This is a genomic window from Promicromonospora sp. NPDC057138, assembly GCF_042670845.1.
Taxonomy (GTDB): domain Bacteria; phylum Actinomycetota; class Actinomycetes; order Actinomycetales; family Cellulomonadaceae; genus Promicromonospora.
Map to the genome: position 1 here is coordinate 1 of NZ_JBHUUX010000080.1, position 23,331 is coordinate 23,331.

General features: G+C 71.4%; 24 protein-coding genes. 15 read left to right on the forward strand and 9 right to left on the reverse strand.

Annotated elements, in window-relative coordinates:
- Positions 1-49: 49 nt before the first annotated feature.
- The 5 genes from ACFT2C_RS26065 to ACFT2C_RS26085 form a co-directional block, all read right to left on the reverse strand.
- Positions 50-922 (reverse strand): ABC transporter permease, encoded by an 873-nt coding sequence (locus ACFT2C_RS26065; RefSeq protein ID WP_377210005.1) that lies wholly within the window; start codon positions 920-922, stop codon positions 50-52.
- Positions 919-1,782, reverse strand: a complete 864-nt coding sequence (locus tag ACFT2C_RS26070; protein ID WP_377210006.1) for an ABC transporter ATP-binding protein — start codon at positions 1,780-1,782, stop codon at positions 919-921. Before ACFT2C_RS26070 ends, ACFT2C_RS26065 begins: the two co-directional genes overlap by 4 nt.
- The gene (locus ACFT2C_RS26075; RefSeq protein WP_377183116.1) at positions 1,779-2,081 is read right to left on the reverse strand and encodes a transcriptional regulator; all 303 of its coding nucleotides are present in this window, start codon (positions 2,079-2,081) and stop codon (positions 1,779-1,781) included. Before ACFT2C_RS26075 ends, ACFT2C_RS26070 begins: the two co-directional genes overlap by 4 nt.
- Complete coding sequence (locus tag ACFT2C_RS26080; RefSeq protein WP_377210007.1) at positions 2,074-2,772, reverse strand: hypothetical protein; 699 nt, start codon at positions 2,770-2,772, stop codon at positions 2,074-2,076. The genes ACFT2C_RS26075 and ACFT2C_RS26080 overlap by 8 nt, the downstream gene beginning before the upstream one ends.
- A gap of 102 nt (positions 2,773-2,874) precedes the next feature.
- Positions 2,875-3,384: a hypothetical protein gene (locus ACFT2C_RS26085; protein ID WP_377210008.1), complete on the reverse strand. Its 510-nt coding sequence runs from the start codon at positions 3,382-3,384 to the stop codon at positions 2,875-2,877.
- A 213-nt stretch (positions 3,385-3,597) separates the two neighbouring features.
- On the opposite strand from ACFT2C_RS26085, the gene ACFT2C_RS26090 reads away from it, so the two are divergent.
- From ACFT2C_RS26090 to ACFT2C_RS26110, 5 genes are all read left to right on the forward strand, one after another.
- Positions 3,598-5,022 (forward strand): ATP-binding protein, encoded by a 1,425-nt coding sequence (locus ACFT2C_RS26090; RefSeq protein ID WP_377210009.1) that lies wholly within the window; start codon positions 3,598-3,600, stop codon positions 5,020-5,022.
- Between the two features lie 51 nt (positions 5,023-5,073).
- Complete coding sequence (locus ACFT2C_RS26095; RefSeq protein WP_377210010.1) at positions 5,074-5,814, forward strand: MBL fold metallo-hydrolase; 741 nt, start codon at positions 5,074-5,076, stop codon at positions 5,812-5,814.
- Positions 5,804-7,357 (forward strand): S10 family peptidase, encoded by a 1,554-nt coding sequence (locus tag ACFT2C_RS26100; RefSeq protein WP_377210011.1) that lies wholly within the window; start codon positions 5,804-5,806, stop codon positions 7,355-7,357. Before ACFT2C_RS26095 ends, ACFT2C_RS26100 begins: the two co-directional genes overlap by 11 nt.
- Before the next feature lie 93 nt (positions 7,358-7,450).
- Positions 7,451-8,227: a CPBP family intramembrane glutamic endopeptidase gene (locus ACFT2C_RS26105; protein ID WP_377210012.1), complete on the forward strand. Its 777-nt coding sequence runs from the start codon at positions 7,451-7,453 to the stop codon at positions 8,225-8,227.
- Between the two features lie 107 nt (positions 8,228-8,334).
- The gene (locus ACFT2C_RS26110) at positions 8,335-10,887 is read left to right on the forward strand and encodes a flippase-like domain-containing protein (protein ID WP_377210013.1); all 2,553 of its coding nucleotides are present in this window, start codon (positions 8,335-8,337) and stop codon (positions 10,885-10,887) included.
- A gap of 75 nt (positions 10,888-10,962) precedes the next feature.
- On the opposite strand, the gene ACFT2C_RS26115 is transcribed toward ACFT2C_RS26110, so the two are convergent.
- Complete coding sequence (locus tag ACFT2C_RS26115) at positions 10,963-11,244, reverse strand: HU family DNA-binding protein (protein ID WP_020015632.1); 282 nt, start codon at positions 11,242-11,244, stop codon at positions 10,963-10,965.
- Positions 11,245-11,563: 319 nt separating this feature from the next.
- Here ACFT2C_RS26115 and ACFT2C_RS26120 point away from each other — a divergent pair, with 319 nt between their 5' ends.
- Positions 11,564-12,871, forward strand: a complete 1,308-nt coding sequence (locus ACFT2C_RS26120) for an MFS transporter (protein WP_377210014.1) — start codon at positions 11,564-11,566, stop codon at positions 12,869-12,871.
- A gap of 18 nt (positions 12,872-12,889) precedes the next feature.
- On the opposite strand, the gene ACFT2C_RS26125 is transcribed toward ACFT2C_RS26120, so the two are convergent.
- Entirely contained in the window at positions 12,890-13,630 is a 741-nt protein-coding gene (locus ACFT2C_RS26125) for a copper resistance protein CopC (protein WP_377210015.1), read from the reverse strand.
- Between the two features lie 89 nt (positions 13,631-13,719).
- Positions 13,720-15,789, reverse strand: a complete 2,070-nt coding sequence (locus tag ACFT2C_RS26130; RefSeq protein WP_377210016.1) for an NAD(+) synthase — start codon at positions 15,787-15,789, stop codon at positions 13,720-13,722.
- 145 nt (positions 15,790-15,934) lie between these two features.
- On the opposite strand from ACFT2C_RS26130, the gene ACFT2C_RS26135 reads away from it, so the two are divergent.
- Entirely contained in the window at positions 15,935-16,390 is a 456-nt protein-coding gene (locus ACFT2C_RS26135; RefSeq protein ID WP_377210017.1) for a group II truncated hemoglobin, read from the forward strand.
- Positions 16,391-16,402: 12 nt separating this feature from the next.
- Here the strand turns inward: ACFT2C_RS26135 and ACFT2C_RS26140 are convergent, their stop codons facing one another.
- The gene (locus ACFT2C_RS26140; protein WP_377210018.1) at positions 16,403-16,720 is read right to left on the reverse strand and encodes a helix-turn-helix domain-containing protein; all 318 of its coding nucleotides are present in this window, start codon (positions 16,718-16,720) and stop codon (positions 16,403-16,405) included.
- A gap of 98 nt (positions 16,721-16,818) precedes the next feature.
- Here ACFT2C_RS26140 and ACFT2C_RS26145 point away from each other — a divergent pair, with 98 nt between their 5' ends.
- From ACFT2C_RS26145 to ACFT2C_RS26180, 8 genes are all read left to right on the forward strand, one after another.
- Positions 16,819-17,250, forward strand: a complete 432-nt coding sequence (locus ACFT2C_RS26145; protein WP_377210019.1) for an HIT family protein — start codon at positions 16,819-16,821, stop codon at positions 17,248-17,250.
- A 114-nt stretch (positions 17,251-17,364) separates the two neighbouring features.
- A complete protein-coding gene (locus ACFT2C_RS26150) occupies positions 17,365-17,661 on the forward strand; it encodes a DUF4287 domain-containing protein (protein WP_377210020.1) in 297 nt (98 codons plus the stop codon).
- Positions 17,662-17,730: 69 nt separating this feature from the next.
- On the forward strand, positions 17,731-18,459 hold the full coding sequence (locus ACFT2C_RS26155) for a GNAT family N-acetyltransferase (RefSeq protein WP_377210021.1): 729 nt from the start codon (positions 17,731-17,733) through the stop codon (positions 18,457-18,459).
- A 48-nt stretch (positions 18,460-18,507) separates the two neighbouring features.
- Positions 18,508-19,743, forward strand: a complete 1,236-nt coding sequence (locus ACFT2C_RS26160) for an amidohydrolase (RefSeq protein ID WP_377210022.1) — start codon at positions 18,508-18,510, stop codon at positions 19,741-19,743.
- A 164-nt stretch (positions 19,744-19,907) separates the two neighbouring features.
- Complete coding sequence (locus ACFT2C_RS26165; protein ID WP_377210023.1) at positions 19,908-21,353, forward strand: sensor histidine kinase; 1,446 nt, start codon at positions 19,908-19,910, stop codon at positions 21,351-21,353.
- Positions 21,350-22,036, forward strand: coding sequence for a response regulator (locus ACFT2C_RS26170; RefSeq protein ID WP_377210024.1), 687 nt, complete (start codon positions 21,350-21,352; stop codon positions 22,034-22,036). Before ACFT2C_RS26165 ends, ACFT2C_RS26170 begins: the two co-directional genes overlap by 4 nt.
- A 125-nt stretch (positions 22,037-22,161) precedes the next feature.
- Positions 22,162-22,566: an SHOCT domain-containing protein gene (locus tag ACFT2C_RS26175; RefSeq protein WP_377210025.1), complete on the forward strand. Its 405-nt coding sequence runs from the start codon at positions 22,162-22,164 to the stop codon at positions 22,564-22,566.
- A 229-nt stretch (positions 22,567-22,795) separates the two neighbouring features.
- The gene (locus ACFT2C_RS26180) at positions 22,796-23,263 is read left to right on the forward strand and encodes a hypothetical protein (protein ID WP_377210026.1); all 468 of its coding nucleotides are present in this window, start codon (positions 22,796-22,798) and stop codon (positions 23,261-23,263) included.
- Positions 23,264-23,331 lie beyond the last annotated feature (68 nt).

Here is a 23,331-nt window from a genome sequence, read left to right on the forward strand (position 1 = left end):
AGCTTGTCGAGACCGGACTGGTCTCGACAAGCTCGACCAGCGGGGGCCGTCAGCGGAAGCGGCGGCCCTCGTCGTTGCGGTAGGAGACGACAGCCAGCACCGCGAACAGCAGGGTCCAGCCGGCCAGGACCGGGATCGCCAGGGTGTAGGCCTCGGCCCCCGTCGTGGCCTGGACCAGCAGGTCTCGGCCGGCGCGGGTGGGCGTGGCCTGCGAGATCGCGTCCAGCCAGCCCGGGAAGAGCTGGGGCGGCAGGAACAGCCCGCCCGCGAAGGCCAGCGGGAACAGGATGATCTGCACCACGGGCAGCGCCGCCTTGGCCGACAGCGCGTACCCGATCGCCATGCCGAGCAGCACGAACGGCACGGACACCGCGAGGATGGTCCCGATGCCGGCGAGCAGCTGTCCCAGGGTCACGGTGGCTGCCGTGAACAGCCAGCCGATCACGATCAGCGGCAGCAGGCCGAACAGCGAGAAGATCCCGCCGTTCAGCACGCGCGCCACCATCTGCGGGCCGGGCCCTGCGGGCAGCGACCGGAGGAACGGGTAGAACGGCAGCTGCCGGTCCTCGGCCACGCCCAGCCCGTAGGTGAACAGGCTGGCCGAGCACACGGCGAACAGCCCGAGCGCGGCCACGGCGGTCGTCGCGAACAGGGGATCGCCGGCGACGTCCGTCTGCGGCACGACGAAGAAGAACATCGACAGCGACGGGAACAGCACGTTCCCGAGCACCGCGACGGGGATCCGGACGGTCTCCAGGAACTGGTACTTCAGGTGCAGCCAGGACAGCGCCAGGAAGGGCTGGGTGCGCCCGTCGCCGGCCTTCTCGCTGCCCGTCGCCTCGCCGCCGGCCTTCTCGCTGCCCGTCGCCTCGCCGCCGGCCTTCTCGCTGCCCGACGTCGTCGTGCTCGCCACCGCGCTCATCGCACCGCTCCTTCGGTCATCTCGTGCCCGACCAGCTGCCCGAACGCTTCTTCGAGGGACGCGCCCCGGATCTCCAGGTCGCGGAACTCCGCGCCGGACGCGACCAGCTCCCGCACGAAGGCGTCGGAGTCGGGCACGACGTGCTCCTGCCGCGCCCCCGCGGCGTCGGTCAGCTGGACCCGGCGTGCGCCCACCCGGCCGAGGATGGCGTCGAGGGAGTCGTCGGCGAGCACCTTGCCGCGGTCGATGACGACCACCCGCTCGGCGAGGGCCTGCACCTCCTCCAGGTAGTGCGAGGTGAGGAGCACCGTCCCGCCGTCGGCGTGGTACGCCCGGATGGCGTCCCACAGCGCGGCGCGGCCGGACACGTCGAGCCCCGTGGTCGGCTCGTCGAGCAGCACGACGCTCGGCCTGCCCACCAGGGACATCGCGACGGCCAGGCGCCGCTTCTGGCCGCCGGAGAGCGAACCGGTCTGGCGCTTGCCCAGCTCGGTGAGCCCGAACTGCTCCAGCAGCTCGCCGGTGGGCACCGGGTTCGAGTAGTGGCCGCCCACGAAGTCGACGATCTCGCGCACCCGCAGCGTCGCGGGCAGGCCCGTCTCCTGCGGGGTCAGGCCGAGCACCGTGCGCGCCCGGGCGTCCCGCGGGTCGCGGCCGTCCAGCAGCACCACTCCGGCGTCGGGCCGCCGCTGGCCGCTGACCAGCGACAGCAGCGTGGACTTGCCGGCCCCGTTGGGTCCGAGCAGGCCCACCAGCTCGCCGTGCCCCACCTCCAGCGAGACATCGTCGAGGGCGACGACGTCGCCGAAGCGCCGCGTCACACCCCTGACCTCCACGGCGCTGACCTCTACCGCACTCATCCCTGTGCTCCCTTCAATAGGTCCATCAGTGCCGCTTGATAGTCCGCGAATGCGGTGCGGCCGGTCTCGGTGAGGGCCAGGTAGGTCGCCGGCATCCTGCCCTCGTGGGTCTTGGTGACCCGCACGTACCCGGCGTCCTCCAGCTTGCGCAGGTGGGTCGACAGGTTCCCGGCGGTCATGTCGAGCAGCTTGCGCAGCTTGGGGAAGGCCACCTCGTCCCCGCGGCCCAGGGCCGCGAGCGAGGCCACGACGCGCAGCCGCGCGGGGGCGTGGATGACGGGGTCGAGCTCCTCAGGCACTCTGCGCACCGCCGTCCGCCGCCCGCGCGGTCCCGGGCGACCGGCGCCGGCCGCGGACCACCTGCTCCACCGCGGCCATGACGAGGAACCCGCCGCCGCCCGCGACGGCCATCACCAGGTAGACGTTCGGCATCCCGGCGAAGGCCGCGAGCCCCGCCGTGACCAGCATCCACGCGCCGAGGGCGTACATCCGGGCCTCCTCGAAGAGCATGCCGCCCGCGAGGTACATGAGCCCGACGACCACGCACGCGAACCCGTTCGCGGCGATCGCCATGACCTCGTACGACGCGCCGGCGTCGCCCATGGCGCCCAGCATGACGCCGAAGACCGTGAACCCGAGGAACCACGCCCAGCCGTACATCGCGCCGACCCGGGAGCTCGTGCCGCGCAGGCCCGCGGTCCGGGTGACGCTGTGCACGATGGTGAACCCCACCGCGCCGACGATGCACCCGGCGAGCACCCAGCCCGCCCAGCCCTCGGGGTGGCCCGTGGCGCGAGCGCTGAACCACATGGTCAGGTACCCGATCAGCCACGCCAGGCCCCAGGCGCCGAAGAGCAGGCGTCCGTCGGGCTCGACGGCGTCCCGGGCCGCCTGCTGCTGCCGCTGGATCATGCGGAGGGTCTCGGCGGGATCGAGCCCCGCGGGGTCGCCTGGTTCCGCGGGCCTGTCCGACGTCGGATCGCTCGCCATGGTGGGTTCCTCGCCTCTCAAACTGGTTTGTATTGCAAACCAGTCTGCCGGATGCGGGCCACGAACACAAGGGTCTTCGTGAGGCCGGCGCCACCGAGACCGTCAGGCAGAGGCGAGAAGAGCAAGATCCTCCGTGGGCGCCAACGCTCGTGCGCGCAGGATGTGCGAGGCCGCGGCAAGCAGGCGCGCGTTCGCATCATGCGGCTGGACGACGACGCCGAGCTTCTCGGCGAACCAGTCCGACACCGCTGCCCACGAGTAGAGAGAAGCTTTGCCGGCGCCGACGGCGCCCGGGAAACCGCCGGGTCCACGGCGCCCAGCAGCAAGGAGCCTGACGGACTCGTGAGTCCGTCCCGAGCGTTCGGCGATCTGGCCGAGCGTGAGCAGGTCCTCTTCCTCGATCGCGACCGGACGCAAACCGGCTCGGACAGTGTCATGAACGGCCGACACGATCGCATCCAGCAGTCGGGGAGCCTCCCTGGTCACGGCGATGTACCCGTGACCGTTCTCGGAGCCCGGGGAACTGTCGTCGAGGCCCGCCTCGAACAGCCTGTCGTAGTCGTCGTCCGACAGGTCCCGGTCGAGGACCATCGTGAACTCGTACACCGGCATCTCAGCCCTCCTCGAGCCATTCCCTCGAGCCTAACCGTGACTGTTGGAGATATCCAACAGTCACGGTTCGCTTACCGCATTGAAGCCGGGGCAAACCTGCCGGGCAAGCAGTCCAGGCGATGTTCGCGTCCCCAGGCCTCTTCCCGTGCGGAACTTCTGGAGCCGGTTTACTATCGTCAGTGATAGAATCATCAATGATAGTAATGAGGGACCATGGATTTCGTCGGACGCACGCGAGAGCTCGCCGACCTCGACCGCCTGCTCGATGCGGTTCGCCGTGGACGCCGTGCGGACCGAGGTACGGCAGTTCTCCTCCGCGGTAGGAGGCGGGTCGGCAAGTCGCGTCTGGCCACCGAGTTCGCCGAGCGTGCCGGCGTTCCCACCGCCTACTTCCAGGCGGCACGGTATGCCCCGACGGAGCAGGAGCTGCTCCGTCTCCTCGAGTCGGTCGCGGAGTCAGACCTCCCCGGCGCCAGGGCGGCTCAGGGCGCACGGTTCGACTCGCTGACCACGACCCTTCGTTTCATAGCCTCGCTCCTGCCGGACAACTCCCCCTCGATCCTGATCCTCGACGAGCTTCCCTGGTTGCTCGAAGGCATCCAGGGCGGTGCCGGCGAACTACAGCGGACCTGGGACCAGCACCTGTCGAAGAAGCCCGTCCTCCTCCTGCTCCTAGGTAGCGACGTGGCGGCGATGGAGCAGCTCAGCGCACACGACCAGCCCTTCTACGGCCGCGCCGTCGAGCTCGTCCTTCAGGCACTTACCCCACGTGACATCGCGGCCATCACGGAAACGAAGTCGTTCGACGCGTTCGACGCCCACCTCGTCACCGGAGGCCAGCCCCTCGTGGCGCAGGAGTGGGCACCTGGTATGTCGCTGGACGACTTTCTGGGTGAGAGCTTCACGCACCCCACGTCAGCCCTGGTCACATCGGGAACCCGGGTCCTCGACGGAGAGTTCGGCGAGACCGGCCTGGCCCGGCGCGTCCTGACCGCGATCGGCGGACGTGGAGAGCGCACGTTCACCAAGATCCAGCACGCCGTGGGGGACAACGTCACGGCGGCCACGATCACCCGCTTGCTGCACATGCTGCAGGACAAGCAGGTCGTCGCTTCCGATGAGCCGTTGTCGAGACGCTCGTCGCTCAAGGACCGGCGCTATCGGGTCGCCGACCCAGCCTTGCGCTTCTGGCTCGCGTTCGTCGAGCCGTCTCTGCCCGACGTCGACCGCGGGCGCCCGGACCTGGCTCTCGCGCGGGTGCAAGCCGGGTACGCGGCGTGGCGTGGACGCGCGATCGAGCCGGTGGTCCGTGAAGCGCTGTCACGATTGCTCCCGGACAAGCGCTGGGCCGAGGTTCGTGAGGTAGGTGGCTGGTGGCCACGCACGAACAGACCCGAGATCGACCTCGTCGGCGCGGACACGCGTCCGGCTTCGGTGATCTCGTTCGTCGGTACGGTGAAGTGGCGCCGGGACAAGCCGATCACTGCGGCGGACATCAGGGCCCTCGCTGGAGATGCCACCTCCGTCCCCGGGTGTGGTCCAGGAACAGGGCTCGTCGCGGTATGCCCGGCGGGCGCCGACAGTTCCGGCGCCGATGCCGTGTGGACCGCGGACGATCTGCTCACCGCGTGGCCATAGCCAGCGGTTGCCTAGCCCTCTGCAGCCGGACCCAGTCGATAGCCTTTCGGGATGCGACTCACGGTGGTGGGGTCCTCCGGGTCCGTGCCGGGCCCCGACTCGGCCTGCTCGTGCTATCTCGTGGAGCAGGACGGGTTCCGGCTCCTGCTGGACCTGGGCACCGGCGCCGTCGGCCCGTTGCAGCGGTACGTCGCCCCGGCCGACGTCGGCGCCGTCGTCGTCACGCATGCTCACGGTGACCACTGGGCCGACCTCGTGGAGCTCGGCTACCTGCGCACGCTGCCCGACGTCGGACCGCTGCCCCCGCTACCCGTGCACGGCCCGGCGAACCTCAGGACGGTGGTGCGGGAGAACCCGACCGTCTACGCGCCCACCGACCTCGCACCGGGGGAGCGCCGGGTGGGCCCGTTCGACCTGCGGTTCGCCGCCACGGAGCACATCGAGCACAGCCACGCCGTCCGGGTCGACGACGCCCTCTGCTACACGGGCGACACCGCCCCGTGCGCGGCCCTCGACGAGCTCGCCGCGGGGTGCGAGGTGCTGCTCGCGGAAGCGTCCGGGGTACTGGGCCCGCTGCGCGGCGGGCACCTCACCGCCGCCGACGCCGGCCGGCTCGCCGCCCGGTCCGGCGCGCGCCTGCTGGTCCTCACCCACCTGCGCCCGTGGCAGGACCACGCCGAGCTGCTGGCGGAGGCGGCACATCATGCGGGCTGCCCCCGTCGTGCTCGCAGCCCCTGGATTAACCCTGGAGACCGCCCGTCGCCCGCGATAGGTTCCCCGCGTGACGGATGACGAGAAGACCACGCAGACCGGCGACACGACGGACACCCCGCGAGGGCCGGGCTCCGGAGCTGAGGGCAAGGGCGCCGGACCAGCCAAGAAGCCTGAGCCCACCGATGACCTCGTCACCACGCACCACACGCTGCACACCCCAGAGGGCGACCTCTCCTACGCCGCGACGACCGGCCGGATCGTGCTGCGCCAGGAGGTCCACAAGGAGGACAAGTACGACGGCCGCAAGCCCAAGGCCGAGGTCTCGATCACGTACTACACGCTCGACCCTTCGACAGGCTCAGGGCAGCGCGACACCGACGTGACCCGCCGCCCGGTGACGTTCGCGTTCAACGGCGGCCCCGGCTCGTCGTCGGTCTGGCTGCACCTGGGACTGCTGGGCCCGCGGCGGGTCGACTCGGGCGACGTCGGCAACCTGACCGCGCCGCCGTACGGGCTGATCGACAACCCGGAGTCCCTGCTGCGCGTCTCCGACCTGGTGTTCATCGACCCGGTCTCCACCGGCTTCTCCCGCGCGACCGAGGGCGAGCAGGCCAAGCCGTTCCACGGCTTCACGGGCGACCTCGAGTCCGTCGGCGAGATCATCCGCCTGTGGACGAGCCGCAACGACCGGTGGATGAGCCCCAAGTTCCTCATCGGCGAGTCCTACGGCGGCACGCGCGGCGCGGCGCTGGCCGAGTACCTGCAGCAGCGCTTCGGCATGTTCTTCAACGGCGTCATGCTGGTGGCCCCGGCCCTGAACCTGGAGGCGCTGTTCGACGGCGAGCACTCCAACCTGCCGCACCCGCTGTTCCTGCCGGTGTACGCCGCGACGGCGCACTACCACGGGCTCCTCGGCGAGCGCGCGCTGGACGACGTCGTCGCCGAGGCCCGCAACTGGGCGGAGACCTACGCGTCCGTCCTGGCCCGAGGAGCGCGTGTGCCCGACGACGAGCGCGCCGCCGCCGTCACCAAGATCGCCTCCCTGACCGGGCTCAGCGAGGACTACGTCGACCGCGCGAACCTGCGCCTGGAGCACACGCGCGTCTACGCGGAGCTGCTGCGCGCGCAGCGCCTGGTCACCGGCCGCCTCGACACCCGGTTCACCGGTCCGGCGGACCACTACATCCACGAGCAGATGCCGTACGACCCGTTCATGTCGGCCACGTCCGGGCCCTACACGGCCGCGCTGCACCACTACCTGCGCGGCGAGCTCGAGTACGAGCACGACGCGATCTACGAGGTGCTGTCCCGCCAGGTGCGTCCGTGGTCGTACAAGGAGTTCGAGGGCAAGGCCGTCGACGTCGCCGACAAGCTCGCGACGGCGATGATCCTCAACCCGCACCTCCAGGTGCACATCGCCATGGGCCGGTACGACGGCGGCGTCCCGGTCGAGGCCATCGAGTACAGCCTCGACCAGATGGCGATCCCGGCGTCGTACCGCGACCGCATCGAGACCCGGGTCTACCCCGCGGGCCACATGATGTACATCCACCCCGAGTCCCGGGTGGCCCAGTCCGCGGACCTGGCGGACTTCGTGCGGCGCGCCTCGAACCGCGACTGACCGTCGTTCGCCGTGCCCGCCGTCGTTCCGTACAGCCGCCGCTGAGCTCGCGCACGGCCCACGCCCAGCGACGGCTGCTATAACGGGCGGGTGTTGTCCAACCGTCGTGTCGCCGCCGAGGTGTGGATCGTGCTCGGGCTCAGCCTGGGCCAGTCCGCGGTCTACGCGCTCGTCAACATCGTGGCCCGGCTGACCGCCGGCACTCCGCTCGCCGAGCAGACCGCCACACTGAACGCGAGCCAGTCCGAGCGCCCGTACCTCGACCTCGTCTACCAGCTCCTGAGCATCGGGTTCGCGCTGGTCCCGGTGGCCCTGGCCCTGTACCTCCTGAGCGAGCACGGCCGCAGCGCCACCCGCAGCCTCGGCCTGGACCGGACCCGGCCGGGCCGCGACCTCGGGTGGGGCGTCGCCCTGGCCGCCGCGATCGGCATCCCCGGCCTGGCGTTCTACGCCCTCGGGCGCGCGGTCGGCATCACCGTCGAGGTGCAGGCCAGCGCCCTGGACGCGTACTGGTGGACCGTCCCGGTGCTGCTGCTCAGCGCGTTCCAGAACGGCCTGCTGGAAGAGGTCATCGCCGTCGGCTACCTCTACGAGCGCACGCGCGACCTCGGCTGGAACCGGATCAAGTTCATCGCCGCCAGCTCGCTCCTGCGCGGCTCGTACCACCTGTACCAGGGCATCGGGCCGTTCCTGGGGAACGTGGTGATGGGCGTCGTCTTCTCGTGGTTCTACACCTCGCGCAGGTTCCAGCCCGAGGGCCGACGGCGCCTGATCCCGCTGATCGTCGCGCACACGCTGCTCGACATCGTGGCGTTCGTCGGCTACGCGCTCGTGCCGGCCGAATGGCGCGAGGCCCTCGGCATCCGGTGAGGCGGCTCAGGCCGGAACCCAAGACATCCCCGACCTGAGCCGGGCATACCGGGCGCCGCCTGTCGCCCTCAGGTCATGCACAGACCAACCGTCTTAGACTCGCGGGTATGTCCAACTCGCGCACCGGCCGCGCTGGCGCCGGTGTCGAAGTGTCCGACGCACCGCAGACAACGTCGGCCGAGTCCGGCCACGTCCGCGTCGTCGACACACCCGAGGAACGGGTGCGGCACCCGCGCGCGCTGCTCTGGATGATCGGGTGCGCCGTCGGCATCGCGGGCGTCATGGTGCTCTCGGTCGTCGCGCACGGCACCACCGAGGGTGTCACCGAGGACGTCCGGAGCTTCAACGACCTGCTGGCCACGATCCTGTTCGTCCCCGTCGCGGTGCTGCAGGGCCTGGTGAGCCTGTTCGCGCCGGTCGCCGTGATGATCGAGCTGGGGATCCGCCGCCTCGGCCGGCAGATCGTCGAGTCCATCATCGCGGGGATCGTCGGCCTGCTGCTCGGCATCCTCACCACGCTCCTGGTGGGCCACCTCGGATCGGACGAGCTCGTGCGCGGCATGTCGGTGTGGGAGCGCGGCAACGGCTACGTCCTGGCCATCCCGCAGTACGCCGTCGCCGTGACCGCGATGCTCACCGTCGCCGGGCCCGCCACGCGGCGCCGGACGGTCCGCATCTCGTGGAACCTGATGTTCGCCGCCCTGCTGATCGTGCTGATCACGGGCCAGGTGTCGCTGCCGGGCGTCCTCGTCGCGCTGCTGCTGGGCCGGCTCGCGGGCTCGGCGGTGCAGTACGTGTCGGGCACGCGCAGCGAGCGCGCCTACGGGCCCGACCTGGTGGCGGCCGTGCGGCGCGCCGGGTTCGCGCCGACGTCGCTGGCCCGGGTGCACGCCCTGACCGAGCACACCGGCGGCGACGCGCCGGCGTCCACCCAGACCCTCCAGAACCGCACCCCGGACGCCGCCCCCGACGACCCAGCGGCGCTCGCCCTGAGCCGCACGGGCGACAACCGCGTGTACGCGCTGTACTGCGACGACGACGTGCGCCGGGACGTCGTGGTGCTCGACGGCGACCGGCAGGTCGTCGGCCTCATCACGCGCCTCTGGCAGTCCCTGCGCCTGCGCGGCATCGAGGGCCGGGCCGCCATCTCGCTCAAGGCCGTCGCCGAGCGCACCGCCCTGCTGTCCTACGCCGCCACCGCTGCCGGCGTCCGCACGCCGCGGCTCCTCGGGATCGGCGAGTTCGGCGATTCGATAGTGCTCGTGCTGGAGCACGCCTCCCCCGCCGTCTCGCTCCGCGACCTGCCCGACGACAAGGTGCGCGACGACGTCCTCGCCGAGGCCTGGGAGCAGCTCGGCCGGGCCCACGCCGCGGGCCTCACGCACCGCGCGCTCACCCAGGACGTCCTGCTCACGCACCGGGACCCCGACGGCAGCCCGCACGTGTGGGTCACCGGCTGGGAGCAGGGCGACATCGCGTCGTCGCCGCTGTCGCGGCGCCTCGACCTGGTGCAGATGCTGGCGCTCATCGGGCTGCGGGTCGGCCCGCGCCGCGCCGTCGCCTCCGCGGTCCGCGCCCTGCCCGACGACGACATCGCCGCCATCGGGCCCCTGATCCAGTCGATAGCCCTGCCGCGGACCACCCGCGAGGAGGTGCGCCGGTCGAAGGGCCTCCTGGGCGAGCTGCGGGGCGCCCTGGTGGAGCGCCTGCCCGAGGCCAGCGTGCAGCCGCAGCGCATCTCCCGGTTCAGCGCCCGCACGGTGCTCACCACGACGCTGATGATCATCGCGGTCGCCGTGATCGTCACGACCATCAACTTCAACGAGATCGCCCAGGCCGTGCGCGAGGCCAACCCGTCGTGGATCGCCGTGGCGTTCACGCTCGCCCTCATCACCTGGTTCGGCGCGGGCCTCACGCTCGTCGCGTTCTCCCCGACGCGCGTACCGATCGTGCGGGCCACGCTCACCGCCGCCGCCGGCTCGTTCGTGGCGCTGGCGGCCCCGGCGGGCATCGGCCCGGCCGCGCTCAACCTGCGGCTGCTGACCCAGCGTGGGGTCTCGGTGTCGATGGCCGTCGCCACGGTCGCGCTGGTGCAGGTGTCGCAGTTCGTCGTCACGGTCCTGCTGCTCGTGGGGCTGGCGATCTTCACGGGGTCCGGCGCGCTCGTCGAGCTGCCGTCGCCGGCCGTGCTGATCACGCTGGCGGGTATCGCGCTCGGCGTCGTCGCGACGCTGCTGGTGCCGCCCGTGCGGCGCTGGGGCATGGGATACATCGGGCCGCGGCTGGCGCAGGTCTGGCCGCGGCTGGCCCAGATGCTGAGCCACCCCGGCCGGCTGGCGCTCGGCGTGGCCGGGAACCTGGTCATGACGCTCGGCTACATCATCGGCCTCTGGTGCTGCCTCGCGGCCTTCGGGGAGTCGCTCTCGCTGGTCGACATCGCCCTCGTCAACCTGGTCGGCAACGCCCTCGGCGCGATGATCCCGACGCCGGGCGGCCTCGGCGGCGTCGAGGGCGCCCTGACGGCCGGCCTGTCGGCCGCGGGGGTGCCTGCGACCATCGCGTTCTCCGCGACCATCCTGTACCGCCTGTGCACCTACTGGGGCCGCGTCCCGATCGGCTGGGTGGCCATGCGGTACCTGGAGCGCAAGGGCGACCTCTGACGGCGGACATGCGAAGGCCCGGCTCCCCGTGGGGAACCGGGCCTTCGCGTCGCTGTAAAAATCAGCGGCGAAGCGTCACTTCGCGACGGCCTTCTTCAGCAGCGAGCCGGCGCTGATCTTGACACCGAAGTTCGCCGGAATCGAGATCTCCTCGCCGGTGCGCGGGTTGCGGCCCGTGCGGGCGGCACGCTCGACGCGCTCGGCCGAGAGAAAGCCCGTCACCTTGACGGCCTCGCCCTTGGCGAGCGACTCGATCAGCACCTCCTGGAAGGCGTTGAGCGCGGCCTCGGCCTCGGTCTTGTTGATCTCGGCCTTGCTGGCGATGGCCGAGACGAGCTCGGACTTGTTGAGCGACATGCGGTTCCCTTCTTCGGTCACGTCGCGCGGCGGTACCCGCCCGACGACGAGGCCCCATACTGCCAGCAGATCGGCAGGAATTCGCGGAGAACGGGCTCTTCTACGGCGAGTCGTGGGTAACTTTCTGCTCTCAGAGCACGCGAACCTGTGTACGAGCCTGTGGACGACGACGGTGTGGGCCCCCCGGAGACAGTGTCACCTCGCACTATCCGATGACTTCCGCAACCCATAGCGGTCTACCGTTCCGGTAGTGCTTCGCCAATGAGAGGAAATCGTGGAGAAACCGCCGTCCGAGGTCCCAGCAACCGTTGAGGGCGCCGTGAGCACCGCCGAGACGGACCCCGAACCCACCGGACCGACCACCGAAGAGGCCCCGCACGCGCGGCGCAACCTCGTCGTGCTCGTGTTCAGCAATCTGCTGGCCGGCGTCGGCGTCGCGTCCGGTGCCGCCGTGGGCGCGCTGCTCGCGGAGAGCCTGGGCGGCACGTCCATGGCCGGGCTCGCGCAGGCCGTCGGCGTGCTCGCCGCCGCTGTCGCCTCGATCCCGCTGGCGACGCTCGCCCAGGTCCGCGGGCGGCGCTGGGCACTGTCGCTCGGCTACACCCTGTCCACGGTCGGCGCGCTGCTCATCGTGACGGCGGCCGTGCTGGGCCAGCTCGTCGTGCTCCTGGTCGGCCTCACGCTCTACGGCGTCGCGAACGCGACCAACCTGCAGTCCCGGTATGCCGCCGCCGACAACGTCGGCTCGGGCACACGCGCCCGGACCATGTCGATAGTCCTGTGGTCCACGACCGTGGGCTCGGTGGTGGGGCCCAACCTCGCGGCGCCCGGCGCCGACGTCGGCGGCGGCCTCGGCGTGCCCGCACTCGGCGGTCCCTACCTGTTCTCCGTCGTCGCCTACCTGCTGGCCGGCCTCCTCCTCGCGGCCCTGTACCGGGACCGGGCGGGGAGCGCGGCGGTGGCGAGTGCCACCACCGCCGTCGGGCGGACCGGGGCGCTCACCGCGCTGCGCTGGGCCTGGGCCCACCCGCGGGCGCGGTTCGCCGTGGTGACGACCGCCGTGGCGCACAGCGTGATGATCATGGTGATGGTGATGACGCCGGTGCACATGCAGCACGGCGGGATGTCGCTGCAGCTCGTCGGCATAGTCATCAGCCTGCACGTGCTGGGGATGTTCGCGCTCAGCCCCGTGTTCGGGTGGCTGGCGGACCGCTTCGGGCCGCTGCGGGTCGCCGGCGGCGGGATGGCGCTGCAGGCGGCGGCCGTCGCCCTGGGCTTCACGGCCGCGGCCATGGTGCCCGACGCCGGTGCGCACGCCGGGCACGGTGCCGCCACCCCGCCCCTCGACACGGAGGTGCTGACGGCGGTCGCGCTCGTGCTGCTCGGGCTGGGCTGGTCGGCCTGCGTGATCGCGTCGTCGGCGGTGCTGGCCTCGGTGGCGGAGCCGCACGTCAAGCTACCGCTGCAGGGCGCGACGGACGCACTGATGAACTACTTCGGCGCGGGCTCCGCGGCCCTCGCGGGCCCGCTGCTCGCCTGGGGCGGGTTCCAGGCGGTCAACACGGCGGGCGCCGTCCTGCTGCTGCCCGCGGTACTGACGATGATCTTGGCGGCCCGCGCCCGCTGATTCAGGCGTGCGGCTTGTTCAGACGTGCGGCTTGCCGTCCGGGTTCTCGTTGGGCTTCTCGGAGTCCGGGTCCTCGGGGTCGGGCTCGTTGGCCTGGCGCAGCTTGTCGTTCTCGAGGATGTTGCGGCGCATGATCGCCACGACGCCCAGCACGACCAGCACCGCCGCGAGGATGCCGCCGGTCACGGCCAGACCGCTGGTGCCGGCGCCGTCCCCGGCGCCAGCGAGCTCCGTCGCCGTGGTCGGCTCGTCGGAGCCGTTGGAGGTCTCGGTCGCCTCGTCGGTCGGCTCGGCCTCCTGCGTGGACATCTCGGGCTCGTCGCTCGGCTCCGCCGTCGGCTCGGGCTCGCCCTTCACCACATAGGTGAGCTCGCCCTCGATCGGGTGCCCGTCGGAGGAGACGACGTGCCACGCGACGTCGTACTTGCCCGGCGGCAGGCCCTCGTCGAGCTGCGCGGTCACCACGTTGTCGTCGACCTGGATGTCGTAGCCCCGCGCGGCGACGCCGTCCGGGCCGACCAGCGCGACCTCGATGCCTGTGTCGAGCGGCGGCTCGTTGAACGTGAGCGAGATGCTCGTCGGCTGCTCGTCGAGCGTCGCGCCGTCCTTCGGGTCGGACGACAGGAGCTGGTCGTGCGCGCTCGCCGGACCAGCCACCAGCAGCAGCGCGACGAAGGTCAGGACCGCCGCGAACACGGTGATCACCCGGACGAGACGACGGTTCCCGGGCCGAGCCAGGGCAACGGAGACAGCAGGCATGACGGCACCCTACCTTCGCGGGTTGTGAGCGTGATCGTTGCGACTACCCGTCCGCTATAGGCGGAACGATCACGCCCACAACCAAGGCGTCAGGCCTGCGGGACGTTCTTCTCCAGCTCTGCCAGCCAGGCCGCGGCCGTCGCGTCCGAGGGCATGCGCCAGTCCCCGCGGGGCGACATCGTGCCGCCCGCCGACACCTTCGGGCCGTTCGGCAGGGCCGACCGCTTGAACTGCGAGGCGAAGAACCGCCGCACGAACACGTCGAGCCAGTGCCGGATCGTCGCCAGGTCGTAGGCGGTGCGCCGCGCGGCCGGGAAGCCGGGCGGCCAGTCGCCGTCGTCCACCGTGCGCCAGGCGTGCCAGGCCAGGAACGCGATCTTGGAGGGCCGGTAGCCGCGCCGCAGCACGTGGAACAGCGTGAAGTCCTGCAGCGAGTACGGGCCCACCATCGCCTCCGTGGACTGCGGCGTCTCGCCCTCCTCGGTGGGGATCAGCTCGGGCGTGATCTCCTGCTCGACGATCTCCGTCAGGACGGCGTTCACCGGGCTGCTCGCCTCGGCCGCGAACTGCCCGCTGTCGATGGTCCACCGGATGAGGTGCTGGATCAGCGTCTTCGGCACTCCGGTGTTCACGGCATAGTGCGACATCTGGTCGCCGACGCCGTACGTGCACCAGCCGAGCGCGAGCTCCGAGAGGTCGCCTGTGCCGACCACGATCCCGCCGCGGTGGTTCGCTAGACGGAACAGGTAGTCGTAGCGCAGGCCGGCCTGGACGTTCTCGAAGGTCACGTCGTACTGCTTGACGCCGTCCGAGTACGGGTGGTCCAGGTCGCGCAGCATCTGCTCGGCGGCCGGCCGGATGTCGAGCTCCTGGAACGTCACGCCCAGGGACTCCGCGAGCCGGACGGCGCGATCCTTCGTCTCCTTGCCGGTCGCGAAGCCGGGCATCGTGAACGCGTGGATGTCGGTGCGCGGCCTGCCCAGCCGGTCCATCGCCTTGGCGGCGACGATCAGCGCGTGCGTCGAGTCCAGGCCGCCGCTGATGCCGATCACCACCTTCGGCTGCCCGATGGCGCGCAGCCGCTGCTCGAGCCCCGTGACCTGGATGTTGTAGGCCTCGTAGCAGTCCAGGGCGAGGCGCTCGGCGTCGTCGGGCACGAAGGGGAAGCGGTCCACCTTGCGGCGCAAGCCGATGTCGCCCTGCGGCGGGTGCACGCTGAACGCGAGCTCCCGGAAGTCGCCGCCGTCGCCGGAGCCTGTGGAGGCCATCCCCAGCCCGCGCCGGTTGTCGTCGAACGTGCCCTGGCGGAGGCGCTCCTGGCGCAGGCGGTCCAGGTCGACGTCGACCACGGTGGCGCGCGCGCCGTCCGGGAACCGCTCGGTCTCGCCGAGCAGGTCGCCGGCCTCGTAGACCATCGTCTGGCCGTCCCACGACAGGTCCGTGCTGGACTCGCCCTGGCCGGCCGCCGTGTAGACGTAGGCCGCGTTGCAGCGGTAGCTCCCGCTGCGCACGACCAGACGGCGGTCCTCGGCGCGCGCCACCGTGACCGGGCTCGCCGACAGGTTCAGCAGCACCGTCGCACCCGCGAGCGCCGCCAGCGCGCTCGGCGGCACGGGCACCCACATGTCCTCGCAGACCTCGACGTGGACGGCGAGCCCGGGGATGTCGTCGGCACGGAAGATCAGGTCGGAACCGATCGGCACCTCCTCGCCGAGCAGGGTGAACGTGCCCCGGTGCTCGTCGCCGGACGCGAACTGCCGCTTCTCGTAGAACTCGCGGTAGTTCGGCAGGTAGGACTTGGGCGCGACGCCGAGAATCCGCCCGCGGTGCACGACGACGCCGGCGTTCAGCAGGCGGCTGCCGACCAGCAGGGGCGCCCCCACGACGAGCATCGTGGTGATCTCCGTGCTCGCCGCCTTGATGTCGGCGAGGGCGTCGAGCACCCCCTCCAGGAGGGTGTCCTGCATGAGCAGGTCGTCGATCGCGTAGCCGCTCAGGCAGAGCTCGGGGAACACCGCGACGGCCACGCCGTCGTCGTGCAGCTGCCGCGCCTGGTCCAGGACCAGCGCGGCGTTGGCCGCGGGGTCGGCGACAGCGACGGGGATGGTGCAGGCCGCGACCCGGGCGAACCCCTGGGCGTAGGCGTTGTAGAAGTCCACGGTGTCGAGTCTATGGATCCGCGCGGCGGACTGGTCGGAGGTCCGCTTCTACCGAGCGATTGGGCCCAAAAGGCGCGTGAGTTCTGGGCCGAATCGCTAGTCAGAAGCGCACACGTATCGACACTCCGTGGATAGGCTGCCGCACATGGAGCCCCAGCCCACGCTCTACGAGTCGCTGGGCGGCATGCCCGCCCTCCGCCGGCTCAGCGACGCGTTCTACGAACGAGTGCTGGCCGACGAGCTGCTCGCGCCCGTGTTCGCGAACTTCAGCCCGCGCCACGTCGAGCACGTCGCCGTCTGGCTGGGCGAGGTGTTCGGCGGCCCGACGGCGTTCACGACGTCGCTCGGCGGTCACCAGTCCCTGCTGCACAGCCATCTCGGCCTCGGGATCCGCGACGAGCACCGGCAGCGGTGGCTCGAGCTGATGTCGGCGGCCGTCGAGGAGACCCTCCCGGACTCGCCGGAACTGCACGCCCCGCTCATGTCCTACTTCGAGTGGGGCACGGCCATCGCACAGGAGGTCTCCCAGGACCCGGTCGGCACCGACCTCGGCGACCCGGGGCCGACGCCGCGCTGGGGCCGGGAGGGCCTGCAGGCCTGAGGCGCGTTCACCTCACGCGATGCCTGCGATGTCCCCGTTGTCGAACACGATCGCCTGCTGGAGCTCGCCACCCAGAGCCCTCGCGTAGCGGGCAAGTACCTCCTGGCCGGAGATCTTGCCCTTCTCGATCTGCGACACGCGTCCCTTGGTCACGCCCATCCGATCGGCGACCTCCTGCTGTGTCATGCGCCGCTTCTTGCGCAGCTCGGCGAGCCGGTATCCGGTCACCTCGGCCAGGAGCTCCTGCTTGCCGCGTTCGAAGGCCTCCTCGCCGCCCGCCCGCGCAACATGCTCGGCGCGAATGTCCTGCCACTTCACATAGCTCGTCACGTCGATCCTCCACTCCTCATCCATCATCCGCGAGTTTAGTTATCGATAAACATATCCGCACGCTGAAGAGGGCTTGTCACGCCCGCTAGCGTCTCCCCATGGCCCAAGATCCCGACTGCCTCTTCTGCCGCATCGTCCGTGGTGAGCTGCCCTCGACCCAGATCGACGAGGACGAGCGCACGCTCACCTTCATGGACATCAACCCGGCGTCCGACGGGCACGCGCTCGTGATCCCGAAGGCCCACGCCCGCGACCTGCACGACGTCACGCCCGAGGACCTGGCCGCGTGCTCCGTCACCGCGCAGCGAGTCGCGGGCCGCGCCGTGAAGCAGCTCGGGGCCGACGGCGTGAACCTCCTGAACTGTGCCGGCGAGACGGCCTGGCAGACCGTCTTCCACTTCCACGTCCACGTGGTTCCCCGGTTCGCCGACGACCCGGACCGCGACTCGCTCCGCCTCCCGTGGACGCCGACGCCGGGCGACCCCGCGCGCATCTCGGCCGCGGCGGACCTCCTGCGTTCGGCCACCTGAACTGGGTGTGCCGAGACAGCGGGCCGCACCGATGAGTTTCGTCCGCGACGGGCGTCTGTCCTGGTAGAACACGGTGCTCGCTCGGTGCCGTACCGCCATGTGAAGGGAACTCCCATGTCATTCCAGGCCTACCTCGACGCGGTCGAGGACAAGACGGGGCACACCCCGCGCGAGCTCATCAAGCTCGCGGAGGAGCGCGGGTTCGACGCGACCACCAAGGCGACCCCGATCCTCGAGTGGCTCAAGGAGGACTACGGCCTGGGCCGCGGGTACGGCATGGCCATCGTCCACGTCATCACCAAGGGGCCGCAGATCAGCAGCAAGCACGTGGGCACGTCGGGCACGCACAGCGACGCGTCCGACACCCTGTGGCTCGACGGCAAGGCGACCAACCCGGCGTCGGCGGGCTGACGCCGCAGGAGACCGCCGACCCAGCAAAAACGGTAGCCAGCACCGGCGTCCGTCCGGGACTGTCGAGCTATGCCGGACAACGACGAGCATTGGCAGGTGGGGCGGCACATCACCCATGCCTGGCTACGGCCAGACGACAAATGGGTGCTGCTCCTTCCCGCAGACACTGAGATCTGGCCTGCCGTCATCGCTGAGCGGCCCCGCCGCATCGACAGGCTGCTCGTCTCTCGTCCGGAGTCTGCCGAACGCACGGAAGGCCCTGTCCTCGCCGGCGCCGGGTTCAGGCGCGACCGGACGGAGCAGGCCTGGCGTATCCCGCTGGACGGCATAACGGCCGGAGCACCTGTCAGCGACACGCACCGGCTCGTTCCTGTGACCGAGTGCGACCTGGCCCGCGTCACAGCGCTCGACAACGAGGTGCGGCAGTCGGTCCCGGGATGCGAGGGCTGGTCCGGCACTGTCGCCGACCTGCGCGGAACCCTCGAGGACGACGAGTTCGACCCGGACCTCTACCTGGTGGCGGTGCACCGCAAGACCGGCGCCTACGACGGCCTGGTCCGGGTCTGGTTCCGGCGACCCGTACCCCGGCTGGGTTGCATCGGCGTCGTGCCCGCGTGGCGCCGGACCCGGCTGGCCCCGTTGATGCTCGCCACGGTCGCCCGCATCCTGCGGGGCAGGGGCATCCGCGAGGTCGTGGCTGAGACGGATACGACGAACCGTGCCGCACACTCCATGACCCGCAACCACGGCGGGCTCCCGCTGGAACGGACTGTCGAGTGGTCGTTCGGGCTCCCGTGACCAGGAAGCCTGTACCGGCACCTCATTACCCTGGGTAATGATGTACCCATGACAACCCGCTCCAGCATCGCCATCGTCAACGCCCATGTCGTCCCCGTCGCCACAGACCCCGTCGAGAACGGGACCGTGCTCATCGAGGACGGCGTGATCACCGCCGTCGGGCAGGACGTAGAGGTTCCCGAGGGGACCCCGACGATCGACGCCCAGGGCAAGTGGCTCCTGCCCGGCTTCGTCGAGGGGCACGGCCACCTGGGCGTCCACGAGGAGGGCGAGGGCTGGGCCGGCAACGACACCAACGAGATGACCGACCCGAACGGATCCGCGTTCCGTGCGCTCGACGCCATCCAGGTGGACGAGGAGGGCTTCCGCGACGCCCTCGCCGGCGGCGTGACGACGGCGGTCATCAAGCCGGGCTCGGGCAACCCGATCGGCGGGCAGACCGTCGCGATCAAGACCTGGGGCGGTCGGACCGTGGACGAGCAGGTCCTCAGCGACTCCGTGTCCGTGAAGAGCGCGCTCGGCGAGAACCCGAAGCGGGTCTACGGCGACAAGAAGCAGCTCCCGTCGACCCGCCTCGGCGTCGCCGCCGTGATCCGCAAGGCCTTCGTCGACGCGCAGAACTACGTCGCGAAGCGCGACGCTGCGGCGGCCGAGGGCAAGCCGTTCGAGCGCGACCTGGGCAAGGAGACGCTGGCCCGGGTCCTCGCCGGCGAGCTCGCCTGGGACCAGCACACCCACCGCGCCGACGACATCGCGACGGCGATCCGCCTGTCGGAGGAGTTCGGCTACCGGCTCGTCATCAACCACGGGACCGAGGGCCACCTGATAGCCGACGTCCTCGCCGAGAAGGACATCCCGGTCATCTACGGCCCGATGTTCGTCTCACGGTCCAAGGTCGAGGTGCGGCAGCGGGCGAACCGCAACATCGCGGTGATGGCGGCTGCCGGCGTCCGCGTCGCGATCACGACCGACCACCCCGTGATCCCGATCAACTTCCTGGTGCACCAGGCATCGTTCGCGGCGCGCGACGGGCTGCCCCGCGAGACCGCGCTGGCCGCGATCACGACCAACCCGGCGTCGTTCCTCGGCCTGGACGACCGGGTCGGCGCCATCAAGGAAGGGCTCGACGGCGACGTCGTCCTCTGGTCGGGTGACCCGCTCGACACCGACTCCCGCGCCGAGCGCGTCTTCATCACCGGCACCGAGGTCTACACCTGGGACCCGGCGGCCGACGGCGGACGCGGCGCCGGCCGCGTGCTGGAGCGCACCTCCCGTCTCGCGTGAGGGTCGAGCCCGGATGATCGGCAATAGGTCAGGAGATCGGTATCTCGAGTTACCGATCTCCTGACCTTCTGCCGACCACAAACCATGGGCCCGGCACCCCAGGGTGACGCGCAGCGGCACCTGGGGGCGACGCGGCGCGGCGTCGGGCGGCGTAGCGTGCGAGCATGCTGGGCACCACCCGTCCGAAGAGCGGCACCCCCGCGGACCTGCTCGCCACCGGGCCCTTCGACCGCCTGCGACCACGCGCGTTCGTCGCGACAGCGGTCGCGGTCGTCACCAACGTGGGCTCGATCGGTGCCGCGCAGAGCCAGACCTGGGCGACCAGGCCCGGCCTCGTCGGGCTGCTCCTGCTGCTGGTCGCACCCGCGGCGCTCCTGTTCCTCCTCCCGCGGCGCCCGGCGCTCGCCACGGTCCTGTCGGTCGCGGCGACCCTCACGTTCCTGGTGACCGGTCGCCCGTGGGGCCCCGTGTTCCTCGGCCCGGCCGCTGTGCTCGCCGCCGTCATGCTCAGCGGCGACGTGCGGCGGGCCCGGCGGATCGCCTGGTCCGGCGCCGTCCTGCTCGCCGGAGGCGCGGCGTCCGTCGCGGCGCTGGTCGCCCCGCGCTTGGAGCGGCTCGGCACCGAGCTGCCCCGGACGCCGCACGACAGGTGGGGTCCCGGCTCCTACGGTCCCGGCTGGATGCGTGGCGACGGCGCCTGGTTCCTGACGTCGGACGCGCTGATCGCGGGCGCCGCATGGCTCGCCGTCGTGCTCCTGGTCGCGAGCGCCCTGCGGGACCGGATCTCCCGCCGGGTGGCGGCGCGAGCCGCCGCCCGGGAGACGGCCGCCGAGCGGGAGCGGACCGCCGTCGCCTCGGAGCGCCTGCGGATCGCCCGCGAGCTGCACGACGTGCTCGCGCACTCGCTGTCCGCCATCAACGTCCAGGCGGGCGTGGGGCTGCACCTGCTGGAGAAGAATCCCGGCCAGGCGCGCGAGGCGCTGTCCAACATCCGCGACACCAGCAAGGACGCGCTGGCCGAGGTGCGCACGGTGCTGGGGATAGTCCGCGAGGGCGCGACCCCGCCCGCCTCGCCCCCGCTGCCCGACGACGCCGCGCCGCTCGCCCCGACCTGGGACCTCACCGCGCTGCACCGCCTGGCCGATCAGGCCCACGCGGAGGGTCTCGACGTCGCCGTCGAGCTCGGACCCGACGTGGTGGGCCTGCCCGACCACATCGCCGGCGTCGTGCATCGCGTGGTCCAGGAGTCGCTGACCAACGTGCGCCGGCACGCGCCGTCGGCCCGCCGGGTCACCCTGCGCGTGACCAGGGACGACGGCGTCACCGTCGTGGTGGCCGACGACGGCGTGGCCTCCGGCGAACCGGTCGAGCCCGGCTACGGGCTGCTCGGGATGCGCGAGCGCGTCGAGGGCGCCGGGGGCACGCTCACCGCCGGGCCCCGCTCGGACGGGCCGGGCTGGGAGGTCCGGGCCACGCTCCCGGTCCCGACCGGCTCAACCAGCAGATCGCGGGTCGAGCCTGTCGAGACCTCACCGGTTTCGACAGGCTCAACCAGCGACTCGCGGGCCGAGCCCGTCGAGACCACCCCCGAGACCGGAGAACCCGCATGATCGACGTCCTGCTCGCCGACGACCAGGCCCTGGTGCGGGGCGGCTTCCGCGCGCTGATCGACTCCGAGGACGACATGCGCGTCGTCGCCCAGGCCGCGACCGGCGACGACGCCGTGGCGCTCACCCTCGAGCACCTGCCCCAGGTGGTGCTCATGGACATCCGCATGCCGGGCCTGGACGGGCTCGAGGCGACTCGCCGGATCATCGCGGAGCCCCGGGCCGCGGACGTGCACGTCGTGGTCGTGACGACGTTCGAGCTGGACGAGTACGTCACGGAGGCGATCCGCGCCGGGGCGTCGGGGTTCCTGGTCAAGGACACTGAGCCGGCGGAGCTGGTGCGGGCGGTGCGGGTCGCGGCGTCGGGCAACGCGCTGCTCTCGCCCACGGTGACGCGGCGGCTGCTGGCGAAGGTCGCCGAAGCGACCCGCACGGTCCGGCCGGTGCCGGCGCTGGCCGATCTCACGCCGCGCGAGCGCGAGGTGCTCGTCGAGGTGGCGGGCGGCCTCGCGAACGACGAGATCGCCGCCAAGCTGTACCTGTCGGAGTCGACGGTGAAGACCCACGTCTCCCGGGTGCTCATGAAGACCCGTTCGCGCGACCGCGCGCAGCTCGTGGTCCTCGCGTACGAGGCGGGTCTGGTGCGGCCCGGGTGGGCCGGAGGCGCAGCGCAGGGTGGGGGCTGAGGAACGAGGCACGGCACCACGGGTGTAGGGGAACAGGTACGCGGGGGTGACGCCCCCGGCGTCGGGCAGGCGCAGCCTGGTGCCATGGCCGGAACGACCGGCCGAAACGAATGCTGGAGGTCGACATGCTCACCGCGACGACGGAAGTCTTCGCCCACGGGCCCCACTACGGCTGGGGCGGGCCCGGCCCGTTCTTCTTCATCTTCCCGTTGCTGTGGTTCCTGCTGTTCGCCACCGTGATCTTCCTGATCGTGCGCCGGGCCCGGCGCGGTCCGCGCGGCGGATGGGGCGGTCCCTGGGCCGCGCACGCCGCGGCGGGCGCCGACCCGGTGACGCTCCTCGGCAACCGCTTCGCCCGCGGGGAGATCGACGAGGCCGAGTACCGCTCCCGGCTCTCGGTGCTCCGCTCGGCGGACCCGTACCCCGGCGCCGGCCCGGCGTCGAATCCGAGCGCGGGTCCGACGGCGGCCGAAGCGCCTCCCGCGGCCCCCACGCCGCAGGACCAGCCGCCGGCTGACGGCGACCGCTGACCCTTCATGAATGCGTCGGACGCCCGGGTCACTGCAGGTGACCTGGGCGTCCGGCATTTTCGGCGAGATCAGCGCTGCGGGCCGGGTGTTCGCGCCCCGTCGTCGCCCCGTCGTCGCCTCGTCGTCGCCCCGCAACGATTGGCCTTCTGTCGCGGGCGTGGCGCTAGACTCGCGGGCGAGTGCGACCGAACCGCACTCATCTGACCCGATGACGTGAGGGAAGTAGATCGTGAGCACCAGCAAGAACTGGGCAACGGCCGCACTGGTCTCCTGTGCACTCCTGCTGTCCGGATGCGCGGCCCTCGAGGACATGGCCAGCGACTTCGCGCCCTCCGGCGAAGAGGTCTCGCAGGCGGCGCCGTCTCCCGTGGTCGAGGCCCCGATCAGCACCGGCGAGTACAACCTGGTCGAGTCGTGCAACGCGTTCTTCGCCGGTCCGCTCGTCGAAGGCATCACCACCCTCGCACCCGCCGTCCAGGCGCCCCTCGACGAGAATCTGACCGGCCTGGCCAGCGACGTCAGCAGGAACATCGGCCTGATCATCGGCAAGGCCGACGAGGTCAGCATCGCCCACCTCGAGGCGGTCCGCGCGCCGTTCGACCAGGCACTCGACGGCTCGATCGCCCGCCCCACCGCGGTCACGGACGCTATCGACGCCTACAAGGACACGTGCACCAAGGCCGGCTTCGAGGGCTGACCGCCTGAAGCCGCGAAGTAGAGCGCCTGTCCGGCTCTCCCTGGTGGCATCAGGGAGAGCCGGACAGG

What these genes read in the sequence shown, in the direction of transcription:
- ACFT2C_RS26160 (WP_377210022.1), top strand. Translation starts at nt 18,508, where the DNA reads ATGACAACCCGCTCCAGCATCGCCATCGTCAACGCCCATGTCGTCCCC.
- ACFT2C_RS26135 (WP_377210017.1), top strand. Translation starts at nt 15,935, where the DNA reads ATGGAGCCCCAGCCCACGCTCTACGAGTCGCTGGGCGGCATGCCCGCC.
- ACFT2C_RS26145 (WP_377210019.1), top strand. Translation starts at nt 16,819, where the DNA reads ATGGCCCAAGATCCCGACTGCCTCTTCTGCCGCATCGTCCGTGGTGAG.
- ACFT2C_RS26090 (WP_377210009.1), top strand. Translation starts at nt 3,598, where the DNA reads ATGGATTTCGTCGGACGCACGCGAGAGCTCGCCGACCTCGACCGCCTG.
- ACFT2C_RS26165 (WP_377210023.1), top strand. Translation starts at nt 19,908, where the DNA reads ATGCTGGGCACCACCCGTCCGAAGAGCGGCACCCCCGCGGACCTGCTC.
- ACFT2C_RS26115 (WP_020015632.1), bottom strand. Translation starts at nt 11,244, where the DNA reads ATGTCGCTCAACAAGTCCGAGCTCGTCTCGGCCATCGCCAGCAAGGCC.
- ACFT2C_RS26085 (WP_377210008.1), bottom strand. Translation starts at nt 3,384, where the DNA reads ATGCCGGTGTACGAGTTCACGATGGTCCTCGACCGGGACCTGTCGGAC.
- ACFT2C_RS26095 (WP_377210010.1), top strand. Translation starts at nt 5,074, where the DNA reads ATGCGACTCACGGTGGTGGGGTCCTCCGGGTCCGTGCCGGGCCCCGAC.
- ACFT2C_RS26070 (WP_377210006.1), bottom strand. Translation starts at nt 1,782, where the DNA reads ATGAGTGCGGTAGAGGTCAGCGCCGTGGAGGTCAGGGGTGTGACGCGG.
- ACFT2C_RS26080 (WP_377210007.1), bottom strand. Translation starts at nt 2,772, where the DNA reads ATGGCGAGCGATCCGACGTCGGACAGGCCCGCGGAACCAGGCGACCCC.
- ACFT2C_RS26125 (WP_377210015.1), bottom strand. Translation starts at nt 13,630, where the DNA reads ATGCCTGCTGTCTCCGTTGCCCTGGCTCGGCCCGGGAACCGTCGTCTC.
- ACFT2C_RS26175 (WP_377210025.1), top strand. Translation starts at nt 22,162, where the DNA reads ATGCTCACCGCGACGACGGAAGTCTTCGCCCACGGGCCCCACTACGGC.
- ACFT2C_RS26150 (WP_377210020.1), top strand. Translation starts at nt 17,365, where the DNA reads ATGTCATTCCAGGCCTACCTCGACGCGGTCGAGGACAAGACGGGGCAC.
- ACFT2C_RS26065 (WP_377210005.1), bottom strand. Translation starts at nt 922, where the DNA reads ATGAGCGCGGTGGCGAGCACGACGACGTCGGGCAGCGAGAAGGCCGGC.
- ACFT2C_RS26155 (WP_377210021.1), top strand. Translation starts at nt 17,731, where the DNA reads ATGCCGGACAACGACGAGCATTGGCAGGTGGGGCGGCACATCACCCAT.
- ACFT2C_RS26110 (WP_377210013.1), top strand. Translation starts at nt 8,335, where the DNA reads ATGTCCAACTCGCGCACCGGCCGCGCTGGCGCCGGTGTCGAAGTGTCC.
- ACFT2C_RS26170 (WP_377210024.1), top strand. Translation starts at nt 21,350, where the DNA reads ATGATCGACGTCCTGCTCGCCGACGACCAGGCCCTGGTGCGGGGCGGC.